The 21073-nt window shown below is 22.2% G+C and carries 29 protein-coding genes; 12 read left to right on the top strand and 17 right to left on the bottom strand.

Annotation, left to right across the window (positions count from 1 at the left end; translation table 11 throughout):
- The 10 genes from RBR25_RS07085 to RBR25_RS07040 form a co-directional block, all read right to left on the bottom strand.
- On the bottom strand, positions 1–418 hold a 418-nt coding region (locus RBR25_RS07085), incomplete at its 3' end, for a hypothetical protein (RefSeq protein ID WP_432818847.1).
- The gene (locus RBR25_RS07080) at positions 419–1951 is read right to left on the bottom strand and encodes a hypothetical protein (protein WP_432818846.1); all 1533 of its coding nucleotides are present in this window, start codon (positions 1949–1951) and stop codon (positions 419–421) included.
- An 86-nt stretch (positions 1952–2037) separates the two neighbouring features.
- Positions 2038–3429 carry an SPFH domain-containing protein gene (locus RBR25_RS07075; protein ID WP_432818845.1) on the bottom strand — a complete coding sequence of 464 codons (1392 nt, stop codon included), beginning with the start codon at positions 3427–3429 and terminating at the stop codon, positions 2038–2040.
- A gap of 262 nt (positions 3430–3691) precedes the next feature.
- The gene (locus RBR25_RS07070) at positions 3692–4144 is read right to left on the bottom strand and encodes a hypothetical protein (RefSeq protein ID WP_432818844.1); all 453 of its coding nucleotides are present in this window, start codon (positions 4142–4144) and stop codon (positions 3692–3694) included.
- 105 nt (positions 4145–4249) lie between these two features.
- Complete coding sequence (locus RBR25_RS07065) at positions 4250–5317, bottom strand: M20/M25/M40 family metallo-hydrolase (protein ID WP_432818843.1); 1068 nt, start codon at positions 5315–5317, stop codon at positions 4250–4252.
- Positions 5310–5702 carry a hypothetical protein gene (locus tag RBR25_RS07060; protein WP_432818842.1) on the bottom strand — a complete coding sequence of 131 codons (393 nt, stop codon included), beginning with the start codon at positions 5700–5702 and terminating at the stop codon, positions 5310–5312. Before RBR25_RS07060 ends, RBR25_RS07065 begins: the two co-directional genes overlap by 8 nt.
- 11 nt (positions 5703–5713) lie before the next feature.
- Positions 5714–5971: a hypothetical protein gene (locus tag RBR25_RS07055; protein WP_432818841.1), complete on the bottom strand. Its 258-nt coding sequence runs from the start codon at positions 5969–5971 to the stop codon at positions 5714–5716.
- A gap of 303 nt (positions 5972–6274) precedes the next feature.
- Positions 6275–6553, bottom strand: a complete 279-nt coding sequence (locus RBR25_RS07050; protein WP_432818840.1) for a hypothetical protein — start codon at positions 6551–6553, stop codon at positions 6275–6277.
- Positions 6554–6598: 45 nt separating this feature from the next.
- Positions 6599–7018 carry a hypothetical protein gene (locus RBR25_RS07045; RefSeq protein ID WP_432818839.1) on the bottom strand — a complete coding sequence of 140 codons (420 nt, stop codon included), beginning with the start codon at positions 7016–7018 and terminating at the stop codon, positions 6599–6601.
- Complete coding sequence (locus RBR25_RS07040; protein WP_432818838.1) at positions 7018–8046, bottom strand: hypothetical protein; 1029 nt, start codon at positions 8044–8046, stop codon at positions 7018–7020. Before RBR25_RS07040 ends, RBR25_RS07045 begins: the two co-directional genes overlap by 1 nt.
- Positions 8047–8112: 66 nt before the next feature.
- On the opposite strand from RBR25_RS07040, the gene RBR25_RS07035 reads away from it, so the two are divergent.
- From RBR25_RS07035 to RBR25_RS07015, 5 genes are read left to right on the top strand one after another with little or no spacing between them, the layout of a single operon-like run.
- Positions 8113–8508, top strand: a complete 396-nt coding sequence (locus tag RBR25_RS07035; RefSeq protein ID WP_432818837.1) for a hypothetical protein — start codon at positions 8113–8115, stop codon at positions 8506–8508.
- 35 nt (positions 8509–8543) lie between these two features.
- Positions 8544–9221 (top strand): hypothetical protein, encoded by a 678-nt coding sequence (locus RBR25_RS07030; protein ID WP_432818836.1) that lies wholly within the window; start codon positions 8544–8546, stop codon positions 9219–9221.
- A gap of 58 nt (positions 9222–9279) precedes the next feature.
- Positions 9280–9693, top strand: coding sequence for a hypothetical protein (locus RBR25_RS07025; RefSeq protein WP_432818835.1), 414 nt, complete (start codon positions 9280–9282; stop codon positions 9691–9693).
- Positions 9693–10169, top strand: coding sequence for a hypothetical protein (locus RBR25_RS07020; protein WP_432818834.1), 477 nt, complete (start codon positions 9693–9695; stop codon positions 10167–10169). Before RBR25_RS07025 ends, RBR25_RS07020 begins: the two co-directional genes overlap by 1 nt.
- A gap of 1 nt (position 10170) precedes the next feature.
- Positions 10171–10452 carry a hypothetical protein gene (locus RBR25_RS07015; RefSeq protein WP_432818833.1) on the top strand — a complete coding sequence of 94 codons (282 nt, stop codon included), beginning with the start codon at positions 10171–10173 and terminating at the stop codon, positions 10450–10452.
- Here the strand turns inward: RBR25_RS07015 and RBR25_RS07010 are convergent.
- From RBR25_RS07010 to RBR25_RS06985, 6 genes are all read right to left on the bottom strand, one after another.
- A complete protein-coding gene (locus RBR25_RS07010; RefSeq protein ID WP_432818832.1) occupies positions 10431–10826 on the bottom strand; it encodes a hypothetical protein in 396 nt (131 codons plus the stop codon). The genes RBR25_RS07015 and RBR25_RS07010 overlap by 22 nt on opposite strands.
- 11 nt (positions 10827–10837) lie before the next feature.
- Complete coding sequence (locus RBR25_RS07005; protein WP_432818831.1) at positions 10838–11794, bottom strand: AAA family ATPase; 957 nt, start codon at positions 11792–11794, stop codon at positions 10838–10840.
- 297 nt (positions 11795–12091) lie between these two features.
- On the bottom strand, positions 12092–12379 hold the full coding sequence (locus tag RBR25_RS07000) for a hypothetical protein (protein ID WP_432818830.1): 288 nt from the start codon (positions 12377–12379) through the stop codon (positions 12092–12094).
- Positions 12376–12708 carry a hypothetical protein gene (locus tag RBR25_RS06995; protein ID WP_432818829.1) on the bottom strand — a complete coding sequence of 111 codons (333 nt, stop codon included), beginning with the start codon at positions 12706–12708 and terminating at the stop codon, positions 12376–12378. Before RBR25_RS06995 ends, RBR25_RS07000 begins: the two co-directional genes overlap by 4 nt.
- Positions 12692–12970, bottom strand: a complete 279-nt coding sequence (locus RBR25_RS06990; RefSeq protein ID WP_432818828.1) for a hypothetical protein — start codon at positions 12968–12970, stop codon at positions 12692–12694. Before RBR25_RS06990 ends, RBR25_RS06995 begins: the two co-directional genes overlap by 17 nt.
- Positions 12970–13245 (bottom strand): hypothetical protein, encoded by a 276-nt coding sequence (locus RBR25_RS06985; RefSeq protein ID WP_432818827.1) that lies wholly within the window; start codon positions 13243–13245, stop codon positions 12970–12972. Before RBR25_RS06985 ends, RBR25_RS06990 begins: the two co-directional genes overlap by 1 nt.
- Positions 13246–13325: 80 nt before the next feature.
- Here RBR25_RS06985 and RBR25_RS06980 point away from each other — a divergent pair, with 80 nt between their 5' ends.
- Entirely contained in the window at positions 13326–13493 is a 168-nt protein-coding gene (locus RBR25_RS06980) for a hypothetical protein (RefSeq protein ID WP_432818826.1), read from the top strand.
- A gap of 220 nt (positions 13494–13713) precedes the next feature.
- The gene (locus RBR25_RS06975) at positions 13714–14001 is read left to right on the top strand and encodes a hypothetical protein (RefSeq protein WP_432818825.1); all 288 of its coding nucleotides are present in this window, start codon (positions 13714–13716) and stop codon (positions 13999–14001) included.
- Here the strand turns inward: RBR25_RS06975 and RBR25_RS06970 are convergent.
- The gene (locus RBR25_RS06970; protein WP_432818824.1) at positions 13960–15588 is read right to left on the bottom strand and encodes a helicase C-terminal domain-containing protein; all 1629 of its coding nucleotides are present in this window, start codon (positions 15586–15588) and stop codon (positions 13960–13962) included. The genes RBR25_RS06975 and RBR25_RS06970 overlap by 42 nt on opposite strands.
- 115 nt (positions 15589–15703) lie before the next feature.
- On the opposite strand from RBR25_RS06970, the gene RBR25_RS06965 reads away from it, so the two are divergent.
- The 5 genes from RBR25_RS06965 to RBR25_RS06945 all read left to right on the top strand — a co-directional run bounded on the left by RBR25_RS06965 (position 15704) and on the right by RBR25_RS06945 (position 21071).
- Positions 15704–15991 carry a hypothetical protein gene (locus RBR25_RS06965; protein WP_432818823.1) on the top strand — a complete coding sequence of 96 codons (288 nt, stop codon included), beginning with the start codon at positions 15704–15706 and terminating at the stop codon, positions 15989–15991.
- A gap of 27 nt (positions 15992–16018) precedes the next feature.
- Positions 16019–16360 (top strand): hypothetical protein, encoded by a 342-nt coding sequence (locus RBR25_RS06960; protein ID WP_432818822.1) that lies wholly within the window; start codon positions 16019–16021, stop codon positions 16358–16360.
- A 62-nt stretch (positions 16361–16422) separates the two neighbouring features.
- Positions 16423–16827 (top strand): hypothetical protein, encoded by a 405-nt coding sequence (locus tag RBR25_RS06955; protein ID WP_432818821.1) that lies wholly within the window; start codon positions 16423–16425, stop codon positions 16825–16827.
- A 75-nt stretch (positions 16828–16902) separates the two neighbouring features.
- Positions 16903–17976 (top strand): hypothetical protein, encoded by a 1074-nt coding sequence (locus tag RBR25_RS06950; protein WP_432818820.1) that lies wholly within the window; start codon positions 16903–16905, stop codon positions 17974–17976.
- Positions 17977–18017: 41 nt separating this feature from the next.
- Positions 18018–21071 (top strand): hypothetical protein, encoded by a 3054-nt coding sequence (locus RBR25_RS06945; protein ID WP_432818819.1) that lies wholly within the window; start codon positions 18018–18020, stop codon positions 21069–21071.
- The last annotated feature ends 2 nt before the right edge of the window (positions 21072–21073 follow it).

Here is a 21073-nt window from a genome sequence, read left to right as displayed (position 1 = left end):
TGATAAATGATTCTATACTATCATCACTACCACTGTCAGGGAATTTATCACCGAATAATTTTTTTATTAATCTACCTATCTTTACCTTATTTCTAAATTTATCCCATATATCTTTATTTGTATCAATATAATTATAAAAATCTATATCTGTTATATTATCTTTGTTATAATGTTTTGATAAAAGTTCAATTATTTTTGGTGAATTTGATACAGTGAATTTATCAAATTCATCTGATATATCAATTAATGATATTTTTTCATATTGGTTATGTTTTGATAAAAGTTCATCTACAATATCATGGTCTATGTTTTCTAATATATCCACTAATCTTCCTGATAAAATAAATGGTAAATCTTTACTAATGTTCTCTAAAACTAAATCTATTATATAATCATTAAAATCTAATAGTATTTTCATTTATTTTAAATCTTCTTTTTTAACATCATTTGAATAATATTCTCCGTTATATTTGTAAAAATTTTCATTTGGATCATCTATCAATGTAATATAGTAATTATTACGATTTTTATCAGTATAAACTCTTATTGCATGTTCAATCGGTATATAATCATTCATATATTTAGAATATATTGCATCTGTATCTCTATAATATCTATTAAAAAAGTCTGAATATACGAAATATAAATCTAATTTATTTAAAGGTATATAATCGTCATATTCTTCTAGGTATATAACATTTTTTTCATCATAATATGTTTGATACTCTTTACTAAATTTAAGTTTTTTTAAATCTTCTTTTGTTATATTATCATATACACCATTAATTACAACTGTTTCACTATCTTCTTTTTTAATATATTCTTTTAAATATTCAGAATAGTATGAATTGATTTTTTTTAATAAAATATCATTATATCTATCTGACCAAATTATTTTAGTTTTACCTTCTAATGCATCTAATGTCACATAATTTTGTTTTGCTCCATATTTTTGATCATCATTAGTTAATATCTTTTCATATGGATTATACATATATAATGTATCTAAATATGGGAATAATAAATTCTTATCATAATTTATATCTTTAACTTTTAATATTAATTTATCAGATATTTGTAATTTAGGATTAACAATTTTCTCATCATTTTGTGATGTTTGATTCATTTTATAAAGATAACCATTTTGTATAGCATAAGCAACAAAATTATTAAGTGTTTCATTATCAATAAAATATATTCGATCCATAAAATAAACATCGTCTACTTTTTCTTCATTTATTTCATCTATCTTCCATAATAATGCTCTGCCTTTTATTTTATCATCATGATCTTCATCCATTAATATAATAAGTTTAACTTTATCTGGATTAATTGCATAAAATTTTAAATAATCCCCACATTCTTCATATCTCATACATGACCCTCTTAATGGATTTGATTTAGTAGATTGAGAATATTTATTTACATTATAATATTTTATAATATCTTCACCTTCTACTACTCTAAAATCCCCTTTTACTTCAAATTGTCTTGCGTATTCATCCATGAATGATTGTATATCTTCTCCTGGTTTTCCGCTTTCTGGAAATTTATCACCAAATAATTTTTTTATTAATCTACCTATTCTGATTTTAGTTCTTATTTTATTTATAATTGATGGATTTTCTCTAACTAAATCAATTATATATCTATTTGGATTATATTTTTTCCATGATTCTGGATAATCTTTATTAATAACGGATATCAATTTATTACTATTAACAAAATAAAATTTATCATGTTCATCATAAACAATATCTAAAAATGTTTGTTTTTTTAAATTATCATAAATACCTAAGTATTGTGTTACTAATTCTTCTGCAATGGGATGATTAATTGTTTTTAATAAATTATATAATTCAGAAGAAATAATAAAAAGAAATTCATCATTATTAATAGATTCAATTATTAGATATTCTAAGTAATCTTGATGTGTTTTTATCAATTTCATATATTAAGAATATTTTTTATACCCATATATATAAAATAAAAAACCCTATCTTTTTGAGACAGGGTTTAAAAATAATTATAATTTAATTATTTTTTTGTTGGTTCTAAGAGTTGTTTTGCCATTGCTGATCCTATTAATGCTTCAATAGGATTACTTTCACCATTTTCTCCACCAATAACCATATAGGTAGGAAATTTCATTTTAGCTAACTCAGCTGCTACACCAATAGCGGTCTCTTTATCAATTTTAGCTCTTTCCTGTGGAGTAAGACCAGCATTAACAAGTTGTCTATTTTGATATGATTCTGCATCTGCTTTTACTTTAACTGCTTGTGATTTTAATTTTTCAGTTTCGAGTGCAATTTTTGCTAAATCTCGTTCTGTTGACTCTTGTTTAAGTTTAGTTTCAATTGCAATAAGTTTAGATACTTGTTCTTTTTCTTGATTTACTCTTTCTTGTGCTTTATCACGTTCACCTTGAGCAATGATACGTTGTTGTTCTGCTTTAGCAGTTTCAATCATTTGTTGTTCAAGTTGTCTTTTTGCTGATTCATCCCTCTGTTTTTCCAATCTTGTTTTAAATGCTTTTTCAAGATCAATATCATCTACAATAACCTGTGATACAATAATATTATTCTCTGATAATTCATGTGGGATACGTTTAACTATACCATCTACTTCAATACGTTTTACTTCATATCTAGTTTTTATTTCTTTAATTCTTCTTGAATTATCTTTCATTTCTATATCTGCATATACTGTATCAATTTTTTCAATTTTATTAACAGCATATGTGCCATTTTTTAATTGTTCTTCAAATGTTTGTCTAAAACTTTGAGCATCTCCTGAAATATAATCTTGCGCAGCAAACATATAACCAGTATTAATAAGTTGTTCACGTGCGGTTGGTATAATTGTATTATAAACCAAATTACTCATTGTTCTATATTTTACGGCTAATTCAATAAATAGTTCTTTAACTTCTGGTATTTGAAACCTAAGAGAAACATAACCATCTGCTGTTACCTGATCAATAAATCTAATAGGAACAGGTCTCATTACACCCTCCAATTCACTGACATCTGTTTCTTTTTGATTAGTTTCATTCACAACTTTTACATCAATATATTTTTGCCATTGATCAATTTTTGCAAACCATCTAAATTTAATACCTTGTGTCATTACAGCATCCATTTTACCATTTGGGTATACTAATAGATAATTATAGCCTCTTTCTGCATAGAAAAATAAATACGGTATCATAATTAGAAATAAACCAACTAATAGGATCGATAATGCATTCCATTTTTTAGTTAGTTGAATTAAAAATGGGTGTGACTTTTTCTTAACTAATACTTTAACTTGATTTCCAAGTCTATCTGTTTTTACTTGGTATTCATCAGATAATGATAAAAATGGTTTAATAATAAATAGTGCAATTCCTAAAATTACAGCTAATACTCCAAAAAAAGTTAACATAATTTAATTTGTTTTAAGTTAATAATAATTTAATTGTTTTGTTTTATTTACCTTTTTAACGATTGATACAACCGAACTATATTTGATACTTTATCAATTATAGTTAAATACTGTCAAAGAAAATCTTTTAGTTTTTTCATTTTTAATTAAATTAATATTTTAAAAATTGAATACATAATTACTGCAAATACCACAATACCAATGGTTATACCTACCATAAATTTTAAATCATCAAAATTAATTTTTTTCATATTATTTATTTTTAACATTCATCATATTCATCCATATTTTTTTTATCACAATAAACTACCCATCTATTATCAACAACTGATATATTACTAGGTGAATCTTTATCAAAACCATGCCAATTATTTGCCCAGTTTAATAATGTAGTATATAATTTTTTAAGGTAATCTTTTCTACATTCATCATCAAAAAAACTTAATGATACTTCATTACCTATATTAGATAAAGATGGTACTATTATAGCTTTATGTGTTAATCTGCCCGTAGGTGCTTCATCAGAACACAACACTCTCATATCATTGGTATCAATATATAATTGGTGTCTTTTTATACAATTAAATATTTGAAATCTATCATCAACATCATTAAATTTAATGTAAATAGATTTAATGGTATCATCTTTCAATATACCATTACCAGATAATTTCAAATCACTTATTGTAATCTCAATGTCTAATTTAGTGTGCATTCTTTTAATTCAAATGAGATTACAAAAGTATATAACTTTTTTTAATTATACAAATTTTTTATAAAAAAATAACCACTTATTTTTAAGTGGTTATTAATCATTTGATTAGAAGTATTTAAAATCATGTTGATGTTGTATATTTTGTAATAAATTAAAATAGAAGTCTATTGCATTTTGTACATCATCTAATGATGCTACTTCATTTGGTGTATGCATGTATTTAACTGGCACAGAAATTAAACCTGATATTACACCACCATTAGATAAGTTATATGCATCTGTATCTGTTCCAGTATTATATTTATTAATTTCTAATTTAAATTTAATATCATTTTCTTTTGCTGTATCTTTCATCAATTTTAAAAAGTTTCTTTGTATAGCAGGGGATTGTGTTATTACAATACCTTCACCTATTTTATAATCACCGTGTTTCTTTTTATCTATTAATGGTATATTGGTATCATGACATACATCTATACATATAGCAATATCTGGTTTTATTTGTTCGGTTATCATTCTAGCTCCTCTTAATCCAACTTCTTCTTGAACAGCATTTATAATGTATAAATCATAAGGCAATTTAATGTTTTCTTCTTTTAATTTTCTAGCTACTTCTGCTATAATATATCCACCTATTTTATTATCTAAAGATTTACTAAATATCTTATTATTAATTATTTCTGGTTTTCTATTAAATACAATAAATTGTCCTAATTCTATTCCCATTTCAGTAACTTCTTCTTTCGAAGAAGCTCCAATATCAATAAAAACATTATCTTGTTTAGGTGATAATTTATCTTCTTTTTCAATAAGATGAACAGGTACCCATCCAAATACACCTTTAATTAATCCATTATTTCCCATTATGTTAACATGTGTACCTGGTACAATATTATAATCAATTCCACCATTACCGATTACATTAATATAACCATCATCTGTAATATTATTTACAATAAAACCAATTTCATCAGCATGTGCTTCAATTACAACTTTAAATTTTTCAGCCATTATGTCATTGTTATGAATTATAGCTGCAATTGAACCATAATTATCAACATGAAAATTATCAACATATTTTGATAAATAATTTTTCCATAATAGTTGTCCTTCTAATTCATATGTAGAAGGAGAGTTTGTACTTAAATAATCTATTAAAAATTCTTTATTCATTGTTTAATTTTTTTTTAAATTCTTCATCGAATGGTTTAATATACTCTATTATTTGTTTTCTTATATCATCATCAGATATATCTTTATATTTATCTTTAATATTGAAATATAATTTCTTTTGATCTATATCTAATTGTTTAATATTATCATTATATACACTTATATAATCCTTTAAAATATCGATATTTTTATTTATATTTAATAGTATATCATTATATTCTCCTCTATCTTCTATTTCATTTTCTGTTATATACTTCTTTATATCATCTAATTTACTTAAATAACTTTTAATATCTTCTTCTTTATCAGATATATACTTTAGGTTATTTAAATAATCTAATCTTATTCTTTTTGCTTCATTTAGATATAGTAAATCTATTTTCATTATTATTTACATTATTTTTCACAATCACATTTTTTATTGCATTTACAATTATCTTCAATAGGTATAAATTTCTCATAAACAGAATAACTTCTAGACATTGTACCATCATCATAAACATTAACAATTGTATCTTCTATAATATTACCTTTAATGGATTTTTTATTTTTGTAAGCATCCTTAATTAATTTATCTTCAATATCTACATAGTATTCTTTACCATCTTTTGTAACAGCTACATAATACTCTTTTTTAACGATTTTTGCTTTCATAATTTTTAGTTTTTAATTTTTAATTTTAGTTTATATTATTAATATTATATAAAAGTTTATTTATTTTTTGTTTTCGTTCAAATAATATATTTGTTTGATTTTTTACAATAGAAAACAAATACCACTTATTAAAATGGTAAATATAAAATTGATTGTTTGTTTTATCATAAAAAGAATCACCATCTTTAGGATTTGATGGTGGTTTAGTTAAATACATTGTCATAAAAAATCCCCATATAATATATATATAGGGATAATTTTGTATTTTGTTTTTATTATTTTTGTTTAAATGAATCTAAGAATTTAAATAGAATCTATCTTATCAAATTTTTTAATGTAATCATCTAAAAATTCAGATATAACTTTTTTCATTTCTTCTTTTGGGAAATCTTTTCCGCCATCACCAATACCCCAATGATTTTTACATGTTGCTAACATCATCTTTTCCCATTTATTTCTATTATCCTTAATATCTTTTACATATTTACCTTTATCATCTAAGAAGTTTCTTTTAAAATATCTATAATCATCTTCTGATATTTTATCAGAATCATTTATATAATGTTTAAATTTTTTAATCATATTTTTATATTTTTTTAGTACATATTAAAAATAAAAAATGGGATTTTAAATTAATCCCATCAATTTTAACATTTCTTTAACTTTTATCCAATCAACATATGGTCGATGTCCATGTTCATAAACTAAAGGACAACCAAGTGCAGCATCATCTATATAAATATCTCCATATGCCTTAGGAGATGTTGTCCAATTTTTTTGTGTAGGATTTGTTTGTATACCATATAAAGGTATATCATTTTCATTAAACCAATTTACAGCATCCGTTAAAAAATTACCAGTGATATCATCTATATTATCATCACCAGTATCATTATTTTCCAATCTATCACTTCTCATTGTAAATAATATTATATTATGTCCATTATCTACAAGTTCCTTTAATACTGGTATTGCACCAATATCTTTTCCAATAGATGGAAACTCATGTGATACACAAGTTCCATCAAAATCTAATACAATATTCATTATTCTGTTTTATAAGGTTTTAAGTTTTTCTTTTTAGCGGTGGTTGGTAACATTTCAATTATTTTACCATTTTCGTCAATGTATTTATATAATTGTTTACCTGCTTTTGTTTTTCCACCTGGAATTAATTCATCTTCTGGTTCTTCTCCAAAAATTTCTAATTTTATACATCTTTCTACTTCGTCTTCAACATGTTTAATATTATTAATAATATTATTCATTATTATTTTTTTATAATATCCTACAATATCACCATCCATATTTTCCATCATCATTTTAACAAAATCAGGATTTCCTATTTTATCTTCAAATTTAATTGTTACACTAATAGGGTGATTTCTCTTAAATGATTTAAACATCATTTCAGATGGATCAAATTGATGAGTAGATTGTGTTTGTTCTATTGTTTGTCTTTGAACAACAGGATTCTTTTTTAATCTAATATCTCTTCTTTTTATAGCTTCTTCTTCACCAAATGCCATCTTTTCGTCTTCAAATAATTGATCTATTTCACTTAAAGGTTTAGGAGCAGGTGTTGGTGGTTGTTGAACTGGTGGGTGCTGATTTTTTTTAATAAAATCTTGATATGCATCATCGTCATTATCATATACTTTATATTGTGATACATCAGTATTTGTATTATTAGGTATAGGTAAATCTTCAACTTGTTTAACTATACTTTCATTAACCATTTGTTGATTTGGTAAATTATCAATTGGTTTATTTACAACTTGTGGTGGCATTTTAACGTCTGGTATATTTGATGTATCTGTATTCTTTATTTTTTGAATTACATCTTGTTTTACTGATGGTGTATTAAAAAAAGATACAGGATCAATTTCACTTGATTCATTTAATGGTGGATTATTTATATTTGTATTTTGTTTTGATACAAATGGTAAATAATATTTATTAAAGATATCTTTTTTAATCATTTGTCCATCTGATAATTGATAAAATATATCTTGTTCATCAACAATTGTTACAATCTTTCTTTGTGCATCATCTTTTTTATAAAATTGGCTCATTTTTGTCTAATTTTTTTTATATATAGTAAAAAGTTTAATTATTGTTTAAAAAATAAATACTTAATAATGCCTATTATAAAAAAATTTAATCAATTTGATAAAAATTTTATGGATAATAATGAAAGAGATCAAATGGAAAGAGAATTAAATTATCGAAAAATAAAAAGAATGAATGATGATAATGATATTTCATTTGATTTTATTAAAAAAGAAATAAAATTTGAAATAGATAATAATATTTATCATAAAATATCAATTGGTAATACAATTGAAGAAATAGACGGTTCAAAAAAATCATCAATTCATATAGAATATGAAAGTGATAATTTAGGCAGAATAAGAATATTCAAACCAGAAAACGAAGCAAGAAAAGGGTTTTTTGAATATAACGGAAAAATGTTTAAAATAAATGTTACTGAAGTTAGAGAATTTTTTATATTTTTAAGCACGAAAATCAAATAATTTTTATTACCTTTGCATCATAAATTTTTTATATTATGAGTAAAGAAGTATATAATATTAAAGAAATATTGTATAATACAGTTGGTACTGTTAACCCCAATTATATTATTCACATATTAAAAACAAAGAAAAATGTAAATGTTGATTCTGATCAAAATTATGCATTAAGATGGGCATCATACTACAATGAAATAGAAATATTAAAGGAATTACTTAAATTTAATAGTGTAAATCCATTAGATTTTAATTATCATGCATTCGAACTTTGTATAGAAAAATCTAATTTAGAAGTTTTTAAAATTTTAATAAATGATAAAAGAGTAAAAAATAAAATAGATAATCTATTAAAAACAATAATTTATAATTGTCTACATTCTAATAAATTAGAGATATTATCATATTTCTTATCATTACCAGATATAAAAATAACCGACCATATTAATAACCTATTTACTGATTTTATTGAATATAATATGAATGATTATAGATATGAAATATTAAATATGTTATTATGTGATAATAGATTTGATCCTTCTTATGCAAATAATAAAGCACTTAAACTTTCAATTGAAATTAAAAATTATTCATATATTAATATATTATTAAAAAACAAAAAAGTGTTATCTAAAATAGATTCTGATGATATTAATACATTAACAGAACTAAAACTAATACCATATTATAAATCTAAAAAAATAGAAAGAACAATTTAAACCATCTTAAAAAGATGGTTTTTATTTTTTAATATATACTAAAAAATATATTTTAAGTATGAGTAAATATATAGAATTAAAATATAAAGGAAAGATATATACTGAACCATATCAGATAGAAGAAATTTTAGTTAAAGAAAAAATGTCATGGTTTATTGATGCCGAAACATTTAAAACCAGATTAGAAATTTTAAATGATACACTAGTTTTTAATGCTGGTACATGGTATAATGGTGTATGGAAATTTGGTGCATTTAGAGGGGGAGAATGGAAATTTGGTACATGGGAAGATGGTGTTTGGTTTAATGGTGTTTGGAAAGATGGACTTTTTAAAGATGGAATAATATTCAATGGTACTTTTTATCAAGGTCAATTTTTAAGAGCTAAATTAAGAACTAAAAATCAAGATGGTACACAAACTAAAAGAGAATTTGTTGATTGTGAATTATCTCAAAATATTATTGAAATATAATGATTAAAAACTTTAATGAATACGTATTAGAAGGTAATGATTCCTTAAAAGATGAAAGAAAACAAATTTTAGATTTTATAGGTCATAATAATTGGAATATTGTTATGAGAAAATTAAATAATATTAGATTTTCTGATTTTAGATATAAATTTGAAAATGCATTAAGAAATATTAAATTGAGTATTGATTTTATAGATAAATATAAAGATTTAAAATTATTTCCGTCTTTTATTGATAATGTTTTAGACAATCCAAATTATAACGAAGAAGAATTAATTAATATTATAAAAAAATTTCCTGATTATATAAACTGGTATAATGTATTCTATAATAAAAATATACCATTATGGTTTAAAAAAGAAAATTATGATAAAATTTATAACGATAGCTTAAATAGTTATGATATAAGTGTACCAATGAATATAAGAATTAAAAATACCAAAAAGGCGTTGTCTGTATTAAAAAATAATGAATAATATGAAAATAAAAAAGTTCAATGAATTAAATGAAAGTATAGATTCTATATTTAATTATAAACCATCATATTTAAAAGATGTTATTTCTAATATAATAGAAATAGTAAGAGAAGAAAATAGAGTATCTGAAAAAGATTTTAAAAGATATGATGATATAATAGAATCAACTAAATTATCTGTTCATAATAATCAAGATATTTTAAAAAATATAGAAGAACATGAAAAACTAGGTTATAGGAAAAAATATAGTGCAGAAATAATCTATGATAAATTTTTTAAATAATTATTAGTTTCAAAATCATCAATTACTTTATCTATTAAATATTCAAATAGACTTAGATCTACAATATCTTCTATTATTAATCCATCTGTTTTTAAAGTATAAATATATAATATACTAATAGCATATAATAATGAAACCATATTATCATCTGTTATTTGTGAAGCATCAATAAAATCATCTTCTCCTATAATATTTACACCAACTAATGCTATATCATTATATTGTAAACCATCATATATACCTTCATTATCATCTATTGGTATACCCTTCATAATTTCTTTTTCGGTTATAATAAAAAGATAATAGCTATCATTTATAATAGCAACACAACCTAGATTGGAAATATTATTATCTTTTAAGTAATCATATATCATGAAGATATATATTAATTTATTAATGCCTTTTTTAGTGATAAAATGTAATTTATTAAAAGTATTAATGGATCTGGTGAAATTGATATATTATTATTATATTCATTTTGAATATTTAATATTAATGAACCCTTTTCTAATATTTTTTCGATATGGTATTCTTTTAGATATTCAAAAAAAGGTCTTCCTAATTGTTCAAATACTTCTTCATAATTTGTATAAAAATTATTCATGACATAATCATAGTTTATAATAGGATTTAAATCACCATCAATTATAAATTTATATACATCAACAACTTCTGTATTTATATCGGATTCTATTATAGATAAATCACCTGATTTTATAATATGTCCTAATAATTGTATAGATTTTCTTAAATCTGGAAAATATTTATTAACAATTTTTTTAAATGGTTCTTTATCATTATATAAATCACAATTCTCTTTTTTACAAATTGCCCTTAAATAATTAACTTGTTTTTCATATAAAAATTTTCTTTCATTTGAACCAATTGGATTAAAACAAATTTCAGTAAATCTGGATCTTAATTCTGGTGTTATTTTATGAATATGATTCGTAGTAAATATAAATCTAACCCTATCATGATGAGTCTCAACATATCCTTTTAATGCATCTTGTAATTGAACACTCGCTCTATCAAATTCATCTAAATATATAACTTTATATCCATCTATAGAACTAAAATCCAATGTATCTATATAATTATCAATTGTATTTCTTAATACATCAATTCCATTCTCCATTGATGCATTTATTTTAATAAAACTGTTTTGTTCTGATAATATATTCGCTAATGTGCTTTTTCCTGTGCCTGGTGTACCATATAAAATCTTATTATCAAAGACACCATTATTAATAATGGATTCTATTCTAGGTATTAATATCATCTGTTTTAATGTTTTTGGTCTATACTTTTCCCAAAACAACAATTCTTTTAAGTTTGCCATATTCTTTATTTTGTTATGTTTATATTATCAATATTTTCTATATAAAATATTAAAAATTCATTATCAAATTTAATACTATTAGTATTCATTTTTTCTATCTTAATTCTACGAAATAGTTGTTGCAATATTTCATATTTTTCATTAAAAATTATATCTATTGTATTTTTAGATAATTGAACTTGGAAATATGGCCAAATTGTTGTACCATAATCGTTTACTTTCTTAAACTTTTTTACAATTTGTAAGTTACAATCACCATAATACCAAAATTTTAATATCACATCATATTTTTATTTTTTAATTTAAGTCGTTTTTGTTGATATTTTTAAAAAGATCAACATATTGAATTTTATTTTTATACTTTTCTAAGAATATATCAATATCTGATGGTTTATTAAGTAATTTATTTAATTTATTTTTTCTTTCAGTTAATATATCAGTTTTTATTTTTATTAACATTTTAGCATCAATTCTACTAACTCCCATAGATTCAATAAATGGATATTTTAACATTTGTTGTTCTATTAATTGTCTATCATAATAATCATCAATATTTACTTTAAATATTATTATTTCGTTTATCATTTTAAATCTAATAAATTTTTAAGTATCTGTTTATCAATTTCTTTTGTTAATTCTTTAACCAATTCATGTTCAAATATATTATTAAATGATGTCATATTTTTCTCAATATAATCGACCATTTTAATAATATTGTCTATTTTTTCTGATTTTGATATTTTATTTAATTTAACTAATCTTTTATATAAATCATAATTTATTTTTACTTCATAAAAGTCTTCTGAATTAGTACAATTATAAATTTTAATTATACTATTATTAAATAATTTTAGATCTTTTGTTTTTTTAACATAAAAAACATTTTTTTCACCATATTCATATTCTGTTCTCATTTATGTTATCTAATATTTTATTTAATTTGTTTTCTCTTCTTTTCATTAATACATCTGTGAAAATATCAATCCATGCTATTCTAGTTTCATTTTCTCTTTTTCTATTTAACATATTAATACAATTTTTAACATGTGATGTTTCCATATTTTTTATTTTAATTTCTTTCCCGTCCTTCATAACCCATATCATATCCATACCAAATTCTTTGTATTCTGATATTACGTCATCATATATGGAATTTATTTTTATATCTTTTTTCATTATAATTTACATACGTTTTTCTTAATCTTTATTTTGTCATGTCCTCTTAATATATTTGCGTATCTAACATATATCATATTATCATCTATAAAAAAATCAGATATAATACCACGATCTTCTATATCACCTATTTTAATTGTACTTTTATCTTTTAAGACTGAATATATTTCAAATCTATTATTGTTTAATAAATTGGGTTCAAACTTAATATGTTCATTATTAAGTTTATCTCTTAACTCTTTAATTTCTCCGTTTGTTAAATTAGATTCATTCATGATTATTTTATTATTTTTTATTTTAATTACACATTTTTACACTTTTGTTTTTTATATATAGTTAAAAAATAAAAATGTTTATGGATAAAAAAATAGAAATGAGCCAGTTTAAAACAATTAAAATATCACCAAAATTGCATAATGATATTAAAGAATACTGTAATAAAAATAGTTACAAAATGAATAATTGGATAGAAAAACAATTAGAAAAAATAATAAATTGTTTAAATGACAAGAAAAACAACTGAACAATTTATAGAAGAAGCTAAAAAATTCATGGTAATAAGTATGATTATTCTTTAGTTGAATATAAAAATAACTCGACTAAAGTTAAAATAATATGCCCTAAACATGGTATTTTTGAACAAAAACCAGATGCACATATTCAAAATAATGGGTGTTATATGTGTAATGAATCTAGATGAGAAAAAGAAATAAAAAAATATTTAAACAAAAATAATATAAAATTTGAGTCACAAAAAAAGATTTAAAGATTGTAGATATAAATACCCATTACCATTTGATTTATATTTATCAAAATATAATTTATGTATAGAATATGACGGAGAACAACATTTTAAAACTAAAGAAATTTGGGGAGGAAAAACCCAATTAAAAATAATTAAAAAAAGAGATCAAATAAAAAACGAATACTGTAAAAATAACAATATTAATTTATTAAGGATAAAATATGATGAAAATATAGAAGAAAAATTATTTGAGTGTCTTAATAGCATCAGTAAACCAATCGGGTAAAAATTTATAATTATATCTTAATATATTAGAAAAAGATTCATCAATTATATAAGTTTCTGCAAAATCATCATCTGATCTAATAGAGCGACCATAACTTTGTATAATATCAGCAACAGTCCTCCATGAATACCAATCTTTATTATCTTTTTGTCTTTTTTTAATTTTATTACTTGAAATATTTGGATATGGTATCTTCATGATTATTTGAAATCTAGATAATTCATCTTTAAGGTCTACACCGGACATCATCGAAGGACTTACCAATATTGTTGGTTTAGTGGATGTTATATGTTTATATAATGCTTGATCTCTATCATCTGATTTATGGAATATAAATCTATCATCATTTTTATAATATTCTTGTAACCAATTTGATAGTTCATAATTTGTTGTATGAATTATACCTTTATTATTTTTATTCTTCTTTATTATTTTATCTATAATTAGTTTTTGTTTTTCCCATGTTTTTTCTTTTTCTGTATATGTCATTTTACCAACTTTTATATAATAAATTGGTCTATTTCTAACTTTAAATGGTGATGGTACACTGTAATAGCAGCATAATTTAGTATCTAATCCATTCATATATGCAAACATATCTTTGTCTAATATAGTACCAGACATAAATATAACATGATCATAATGTTTCCAAATAACATCATATAAATATTTATTTGACCATACTGGTTGAATTGAATAGTTAGTTGGAAATATTTTAGATTCATCTTTATCTATATCAATAACCCAATTATTAATATTACCTTCTTCTCCATCTATATCATTTATAAATGCAGTATATGATTCTTTTGCTCCATTTATATTTGTTATATATTTACTAATTTTAATTTTTTCAGACTGTATAATAGAAGGATTTCCCAATTTCTGTAATAATGATTCTGATATTTCATCCAATATATTTAAAAAGTAATTTTTAACAAAATCAATATAATGAAATATGTTCTTAACTTTTGATATTTCACGATATACATGATTAATATTAGTGTCATTAAACCCCATTAATTTTAAACTTCTGTGTGATATTTTCATTGATATGTAATCACATAATACTGATTCAAATGAGTCTGCTTCATCTATTATTAATACATTAGATTTTTTTTCTTCTATTAATTTAGGTAAAAATAAATGAATTGTATTAAACAAGTGAAAATTGGTCATCGCTGTATTTGTTGATTTCCATTCAGAAAAGGCTCTATCATAAGGACAATCTGTACATTTTTTCTTTAATGCCTTATTAAATTCTTTACCTTCTGCACAAGAACAATTATAAGTATCACATGTATAACTATTTCTACCCTTTAAACTTTTCATAAAAGGGAATTCTTTAACATATTGATTTTGAAGTATTTTACTATTAGTTAGTATATCGAATCTTGCATCATCGTTTATATAGTTTAAATACCAATTCATGAACATAACAGAAAAAAATGATTTACCTATTCCTGTTGGAGCATTAATAAGTATATATTTTTTGCCTCTGTTTATATTTGTTTTGGTAAAGTTTAATGCATCTATTTGTATATCCCTTGGGTTATATTTTAGGGGGTGATAAATTTTGTTTTCGTACATTTAAATATAAAATAGTTTTTTAAAATATAGATTGAATATGATAAAATGTTTTTAAAAAGTTAGTTTTTTAAATTAATATATAGTTTTATAAAAAAAATGAGAAAAAATTAAAAATATGAAAACGTTTAAACAATTTGTTAGTGAAAGTGTAAATAGTCTTATAAAAACTAAACAAAATAGTATAGATAAAACTTTAAATAAGTTTAAGAAATATAAGATTGGTGATATAATAAAAGTCAATTTATTTGATACAGATAGATATATTAATTCAGAAATTGTTATATCTCCATATTGGAATGATAATGAGGATTGGATGCAAGTTGTTATTAATTATAACAATGAAACATGGTCAGCATATTGGTCTATAAAAGATAAAGAATGGAAATTGAAAGATAAGATTTAATATATAGTTAAAAATAAAAATGGTGATATGAAAATTAAAATTTATAATGATAAAACATTTAATATTTTTTACGAGAAAGGTGATTTCGTTAAAATTATTAAAAACGAAAAATATGGTAAACCAGAAAATATTGATTTGTGGGGAGAAGTATTAAAAGTAACAGGAAAACCAATTACTGCTAAATTAACTATTAATACAGAAAAAGGAGAAATAGAAGAATATGTATGGAATGTTGTACCAGTTGACGAAAAGGGGGTAGAAATAACAAAAGATCAATTATTTAAGATGGTACCAGTAAAAGAAAATAAAAATTATGAAATAGAAATGTTTTCTGATAGAACAATCTTAAAATTTGAAGAATTTAATTAAAAATCGAGTTTTTAAATTAAATATATAATATTAAAATATGGTAGAACCAAAAAAAAACGATTATGAAAAATATTAAAAATTTTGAAAATTTTGTAAATGAAGAAATAGATTTTTTCGGTAAAAAATCAAAATTAAAATCAGAAGAAAGAAAAGATGATTGGATATTTGATAAAATAGTATCAAAAATTAAAAATAATTTTGATCCATCAAAGATCACAGTATCAAAAAACATAGGTATTAGAACGCCTTATTACCTACCTGGTCAATATCATTATAATACAGGTGACGAAAAAATTACAATTGAAGTACAATGGTCTCTTGATGAAGAATTATCATCAGCTGTTTTTTTGATTGGTGGTGTAAAAATGGATACAGATTATTATAAAACAAAAAGATTTGCTCAATTTTTAATTGATGAATATAAAAAATATATAGGTCCTGAAAAAGCAAGAGATTTTGTAAAATAATAATTTTTTTATTTAAAAGGTGAATCTAAAAATTCACCTTTTTTATTTTATATATACATAAAAACTCATATTTAAATGTCAGATTATTTTAATAATTTTTTTTATAGACCATATAGAAATACACAATTTAAAGTATCATTTAAAGATTATAAATTAAATACAGGTGATGATGCTTATTCTATTCTTTTTAAAGGATTTAAAGAAAAAATCAGGAAAAATATTGTTAATGAATTAATAAAGAATAAAGATATGTCAGAAGATAAGGCTACCATATTTACTGATAATTTATTATCACCAAATTATAAAAAACATATAGATATAAATAAAGAGATAGAGAAATATTATAATGATGGATTATCATCATTAGAATCTGCAAAAAATTTAATAGATAAATATTATAAAATAACTGTTATTAATAATGATAATGAATTAGATGTTAAAGATGATGTTATATTAGAATCATTAAAAATTGTATCAAATAGTTTATTTTATAATTTTATTAATAGGTTAAAAAATTTAAAACTTAAATTTATTTTAAATAATCAATATATTAAAGGTATTAATAACTCTTTAAATCACGATAATTATGATATTTATTTTGAAACTAATAGTATTAATAGTACAGATGTAAAAAGAGAATTTAAATATAGTAAAATATTATCTACTGTTGTTACATCTATTGATTTATATACTGATAATAATATTCAGATAAAATTTTATATTGGTATTGATCATTATTCGTATTTAAATTTTGGGTATATTATAAATAACAAAAGAATAAATATAGGTAAATTTAAGTATAAAACTATTGATATTAAAAAAATATCAGATATTATAATATCAAATGATACCGATATAAATATTGATATATTATCTAATAAATTTTTATCTACTTTAAAATTAATAAATCATTATAAAAAAGTATTTATAAATGTTTTGCATTTATATGATGATATTGATGTTTATATATCAATAAATAATAATAAATTTTGTGTGATTATAGAATCAAGTAATAATGATGTTATAAATAAAAAATATTTATATAATATAATAAATGATAATATTTTTAAAAAAATGCCATTTAAATATAAATGGTCAATAAATACAAATATATATAATAAGGTTTATTATTATTTTACTATTGATTAACCATATTATATTTATATATAATAAAAATTAATAACAACAATATGCCATCAAAAAAGAATAGTTTTGTAAGTATTGCAGAACAAATTAGTTTACTAAATAAAAATTCTGTTGAAGTTTTAAGTAGAATCAGTGATATTGTATCAAGTAGTGATTCTGTTGTAAATGTAACCCAATTAGATGAACAAGGAAATGAAACAAATTATTCATTACCAACAGTGGGTAAATTACAAAGTGATATTAATACTATAAATAATAATATTATGAGATTATCAGGTTTAAATGATAATAATGTACATATAATAGATGGAAAATCAACTAAAAAAGTATATTTATCAGATTTAAATAGAGAACCAAATAATATTAATTTACTAGGTAAAGTTACTCAATTTAATTCAAAAAATAATTGGTTTTTTGAATCATTAATGAATCCTTTAATTTCTTTACAGTTTGATATGACTGATAAAGTTGATAGAACAGTAGATGGTGTTATATCAAGAAGATATATAGTATCATTTGAAAGAGATTCTGATGGTGAATATACAACTAATGGATTAAAATCTAGAAATGATTTTATTGATAAATTTGTTAATAATGATAATATAAATTATAATGACTTTATTAATTGGTATACTAATCCTACAAATTTAGGTGTTATAAATAATAGAACAATGAATTATGATGAACAACATTTTACATTTGATTATCAAGAAATAACAGAACATGGTATATTTTCAATTTTAAAACAAGATATAGATACAATAAATAATAAAATGTGGTATCATATTTACCCATTTAATTATGCAACATTAAACGGAGAAGAAAAAACACTTAAATCAGGTGATGAATTAGTTTTAAATAAACAAGAGTCTGTTACTAGATGGAAGATTATAGAAACTAGTGTAGCAGAATCTGATTTTAGAATAAGGGTAGAACGAATTGAAGGTTTTGATCCGCTTCCAACAGGAACAAATATTTTAAAATTTTATGGTAATGTAAGTATTAAAAAAACTGTTAATATATCAGTTGGTTTTGATGAATACCTTGTTGTTTTTATGAAACCAACAAATAGTAAAAATAGAATTAAAGGAAGTGTTTGGTCTAAAGGTACTGGATTATACACAAACGATTTAGTATTAAGTACTGATAATAGTGTATCTATGGCAAAATATTACTTAGACACTGTTTATGATTATGGTGAATTATTAAGAGATTTAATAAATAAAACCATACCAAGTCAATATGCAATAAAACCAGATTCACCAGTATTAAATAATGAAAATTTTAAAGTTGTTCAAATAAATAAACATTTAACTAATACGTCTGATACTAAAAAATTAAAAGATCTAAATTCAGAAAAGAATAAGATAAAAACAAAATTAGATCAGGTAAATAATTCAATATCACAAAAAAATAAAGAGTTATCTGTAAAAAAATACCAAACAATTGCAGAAAAAGATAAATCTCAAAATGAATTAACTAAATTGGTACAAGAACAAGAATCATTATCTAAATTGATGCAATCTATAACTACACAGATAAAGAGTCAAAGTAATACATTAACAAAAAGTGAACCTAAATTTAGAGTAAGGGGATTTTGGAATATGCCAGAACCAAAGACACAAGCTGGATATAGACCACAAGAGGTAGTACAATTTAATATACAATATAGATATTCATCTAAAAGTGGATTAGAAAATCAAACAGAAGGATATAGTGTAATTACATCAAATGAAGAGGTTAGAAAAACTGGTTATTTTTCAAACTGGGTATCAATAAAATCAGATTTAAGAAAGAGAGTATACGATGACATGAAAAGAGAGTGGGTATGGAAAATAGAAGATATATCAGAAGCAGATACTCCTAATATTAATCAATTAGATATACCAATACAACAAGGGGAAAAAGTTGAAATTAGAGTATCATCAATATCAGAAGTTGGATATCCAGATTCAATAATAGAAAGTGATTGGTCAGATATTATAACAGTTGAATTCCCAGATGATCTAAATGATATATTAGATTCTAATCAATATATATTAGAAGAAGCATCACAAGATAACATGGTTATTCAATTTGAACAAACATTAGAATCAAAAGGAATAAATAGACATGTTAGAGATTCTTTTACATTAAATGATCAATTTATTGCTCACTATGATGATAATATACAAACAGGATATAAGGATGATACAGGTGAATCCTTTACATTAAAAGAATATCTTGAATATCTTACAAATAAAATAAAAAGTTTAGAAGATATTGTATATTCTGCTAAAGGTAAATTAAAAGTATCTATTTTTAATGGTATAGATGAAATAAATGTAGATAATAATTCAACAGTTAATTTAGATTTTATATGTGAAAAGAACGCAATAAGAACAATTGGATCACAGTACAAAAATAATATATATGTTAATACAGATTATTATATAAAACTAGAAAATATATCAAATACACAATTATCATTTTTAGTTAGAGATAATTATAATAGCGGAACTACAATAAGAACAGGTTATGATAATTTACCATGTTTGGTTGATAAAGATAATCAATTTGTTGTACAAGAACCAAATCAATTTATCTATTTCTGTGATAAATCAGGCGGTGATTTATTATATAGTGGTAATACTTTTCATGATCCATCAATACCAGGATACTCTAAGATAAATAGTGCTATAATTAGCACAGATAAATTACCAGGTCTTAGTGGAGATTATATAAATAAAGGTAAAGATGGTAATCTAGAAGGAAATGGTTATAACGCATTAGGAGAAGGAACGCCACTTACTAATAATGATTGGTATATTGGTGATACTTTAGCAACTTTAATATGTCCATCTGTTAATTCGATAAATGATTTAATATCAATAGAAAATATTGGAACTAACTTTAAATCAGTTAATCCATCTAATTATATTATTATTCCATTTAATATATATTGGAGATTTAAAACGGCAATTGACACAATTGTAAATTTAAATACATTATCACAAGTAGAGCATAATAAATCCATAAGAATTAGATTAAATCCATCATCATTAAATTCTAGTTTTGAATTTAGTGTTAAATTTAATATTAAAAGAAAAAATAACTAATA

This window comes from Trichloromonas sp. (assembly GCF_034006665.1).
Classification (GTDB): Bacteria; Desulfobacterota; Desulfuromonadia; order Desulfuromonadales; family Trichloromonadaceae; genus Trichloromonas.
Note: the sequence above shows the minus strand (reverse complement) of the source record. Positions and strands in the feature narration are given on the sequence as shown.

Coding starts and splice junctions, on each gene's coding strand:
- RBR25_RS07015 (WP_432818833.1), top strand. CDS start 10,171: ATGAAAATAAAAAAGTTCAATGAATTAAATGAAAGTATAGATTCTATA.
- RBR25_RS07040 (WP_432818838.1), bottom strand. CDS start 8,046: ATGAGCCAATTTTATAAAAAAGATGATGCACAAAGAAAGATTGTAACA.
- RBR25_RS07000 (WP_432818830.1), bottom strand. CDS start 12,379: ATGATAAACGAAATAATAATATTTAAAGTAAATATTGATGATTATTAT.
- RBR25_RS07060 (WP_432818842.1), bottom strand. CDS start 5,702: ATGAAAATAGATTTACTATATCTAAATGAAGCAAAAAGAATAAGATTA.
- RBR25_RS07045 (WP_432818839.1), bottom strand. CDS start 7,018: ATGAATATTGTATTAGATTTTGATGGAACTTGTGTATCACATGAGTTT.
- RBR25_RS07020 (WP_432818834.1), top strand. CDS start 9,693: ATGATTAAAAACTTTAATGAATACGTATTAGAAGGTAATGATTCCTTA.
- RBR25_RS06970 (WP_432818824.1), bottom strand. CDS start 15,588: ATGTACGAAAACAAAATTTATCACCCCCTAAAATATAACCCAAGGGAT.
- RBR25_RS06990 (WP_432818828.1), bottom strand. CDS start 12,970: ATGAAAAAAGATATAAAAATAAATTCCATATATGATGACGTAATATCA.
- RBR25_RS07030 (WP_432818836.1), top strand. CDS start 8,544: ATGAGTAAAGAAGTATATAATATTAAAGAAATATTGTATAATACAGTT.
- RBR25_RS07070 (WP_432818844.1), bottom strand. CDS start 4,144: ATGCACACTAAATTAGACATTGAGATTACAATAAGTGATTTGAAATTA.
- RBR25_RS06950 (WP_432818820.1), top strand. CDS start 16,903: ATGTCAGATTATTTTAATAATTTTTTTTATAGACCATATAGAAATACA.
- RBR25_RS07065 (WP_432818843.1), bottom strand. CDS start 5,317: ATGAATAAAGAATTTTTAATAGATTATTTAAGTACAAACTCTCCTTCT.
- RBR25_RS07055 (WP_432818841.1), bottom strand. CDS start 5,971: ATGAAAGCAAAAATCGTTAAAAAAGAGTATTATGTAGCTGTTACAAAA.
- RBR25_RS07010 (WP_432818832.1), bottom strand. CDS start 10,826: ATGATATATGATTACTTAAAAGATAATAATATTTCCAATCTAGGTTGT.
- RBR25_RS06980 (WP_432818826.1), top strand. CDS start 13,326: ATGGATAAAAAAATAGAAATGAGCCAGTTTAAAACAATTAAAATATCA.
- RBR25_RS07025 (WP_432818835.1), top strand. CDS start 9,280: ATGAGTAAATATATAGAATTAAAATATAAAGGAAAGATATATACTGAA.
- RBR25_RS06995 (WP_432818829.1), bottom strand. CDS start 12,708: ATGAGAACAGAATATGAATATGGTGAAAAAAATGTTTTTTATGTTAAA.
- RBR25_RS07035 (WP_432818837.1), top strand. CDS start 8,113: ATGCCTATTATAAAAAAATTTAATCAATTTGATAAAAATTTTATGGAT.
- RBR25_RS06960 (WP_432818822.1), top strand. CDS start 16,019: ATGAAAATTAAAATTTATAATGATAAAACATTTAATATTTTTTACGAG.
- RBR25_RS07005 (WP_432818831.1), bottom strand. CDS start 11,794: ATGGCAAACTTAAAAGAATTGTTGTTTTGGGAAAAGTATAGACCAAAA.
- RBR25_RS06965 (WP_432818823.1), top strand. CDS start 15,704: ATGAAAACGTTTAAACAATTTGTTAGTGAAAGTGTAAATAGTCTTATA.
- RBR25_RS06945 (WP_432818819.1), top strand. CDS start 18,018: ATGCCATCAAAAAAGAATAGTTTTGTAAGTATTGCAGAACAAATTAGT.
- RBR25_RS06955 (WP_432818821.1), top strand. CDS start 16,423: ATGAAAAATATTAAAAATTTTGAAAATTTTGTAAATGAAGAAATAGAT.
- RBR25_RS07075 (WP_432818845.1), bottom strand. CDS start 3,429: ATGTTAACTTTTTTTGGAGTATTAGCTGTAATTTTAGGAATTGCACTA.
- RBR25_RS06985 (WP_432818827.1), bottom strand. CDS start 13,245: ATGAATGAATCTAATTTAACAAACGGAGAAATTAAAGAGTTAAGAGAT.
- RBR25_RS07080 (WP_432818846.1), bottom strand. CDS start 1,951: ATGAAATTGATAAAAACACATCAAGATTACTTAGAATATCTAATAATT.
- RBR25_RS07050 (WP_432818840.1), bottom strand. CDS start 6,553: ATGATTAAAAAATTTAAACATTATATAAATGATTCTGATAAAATATCA.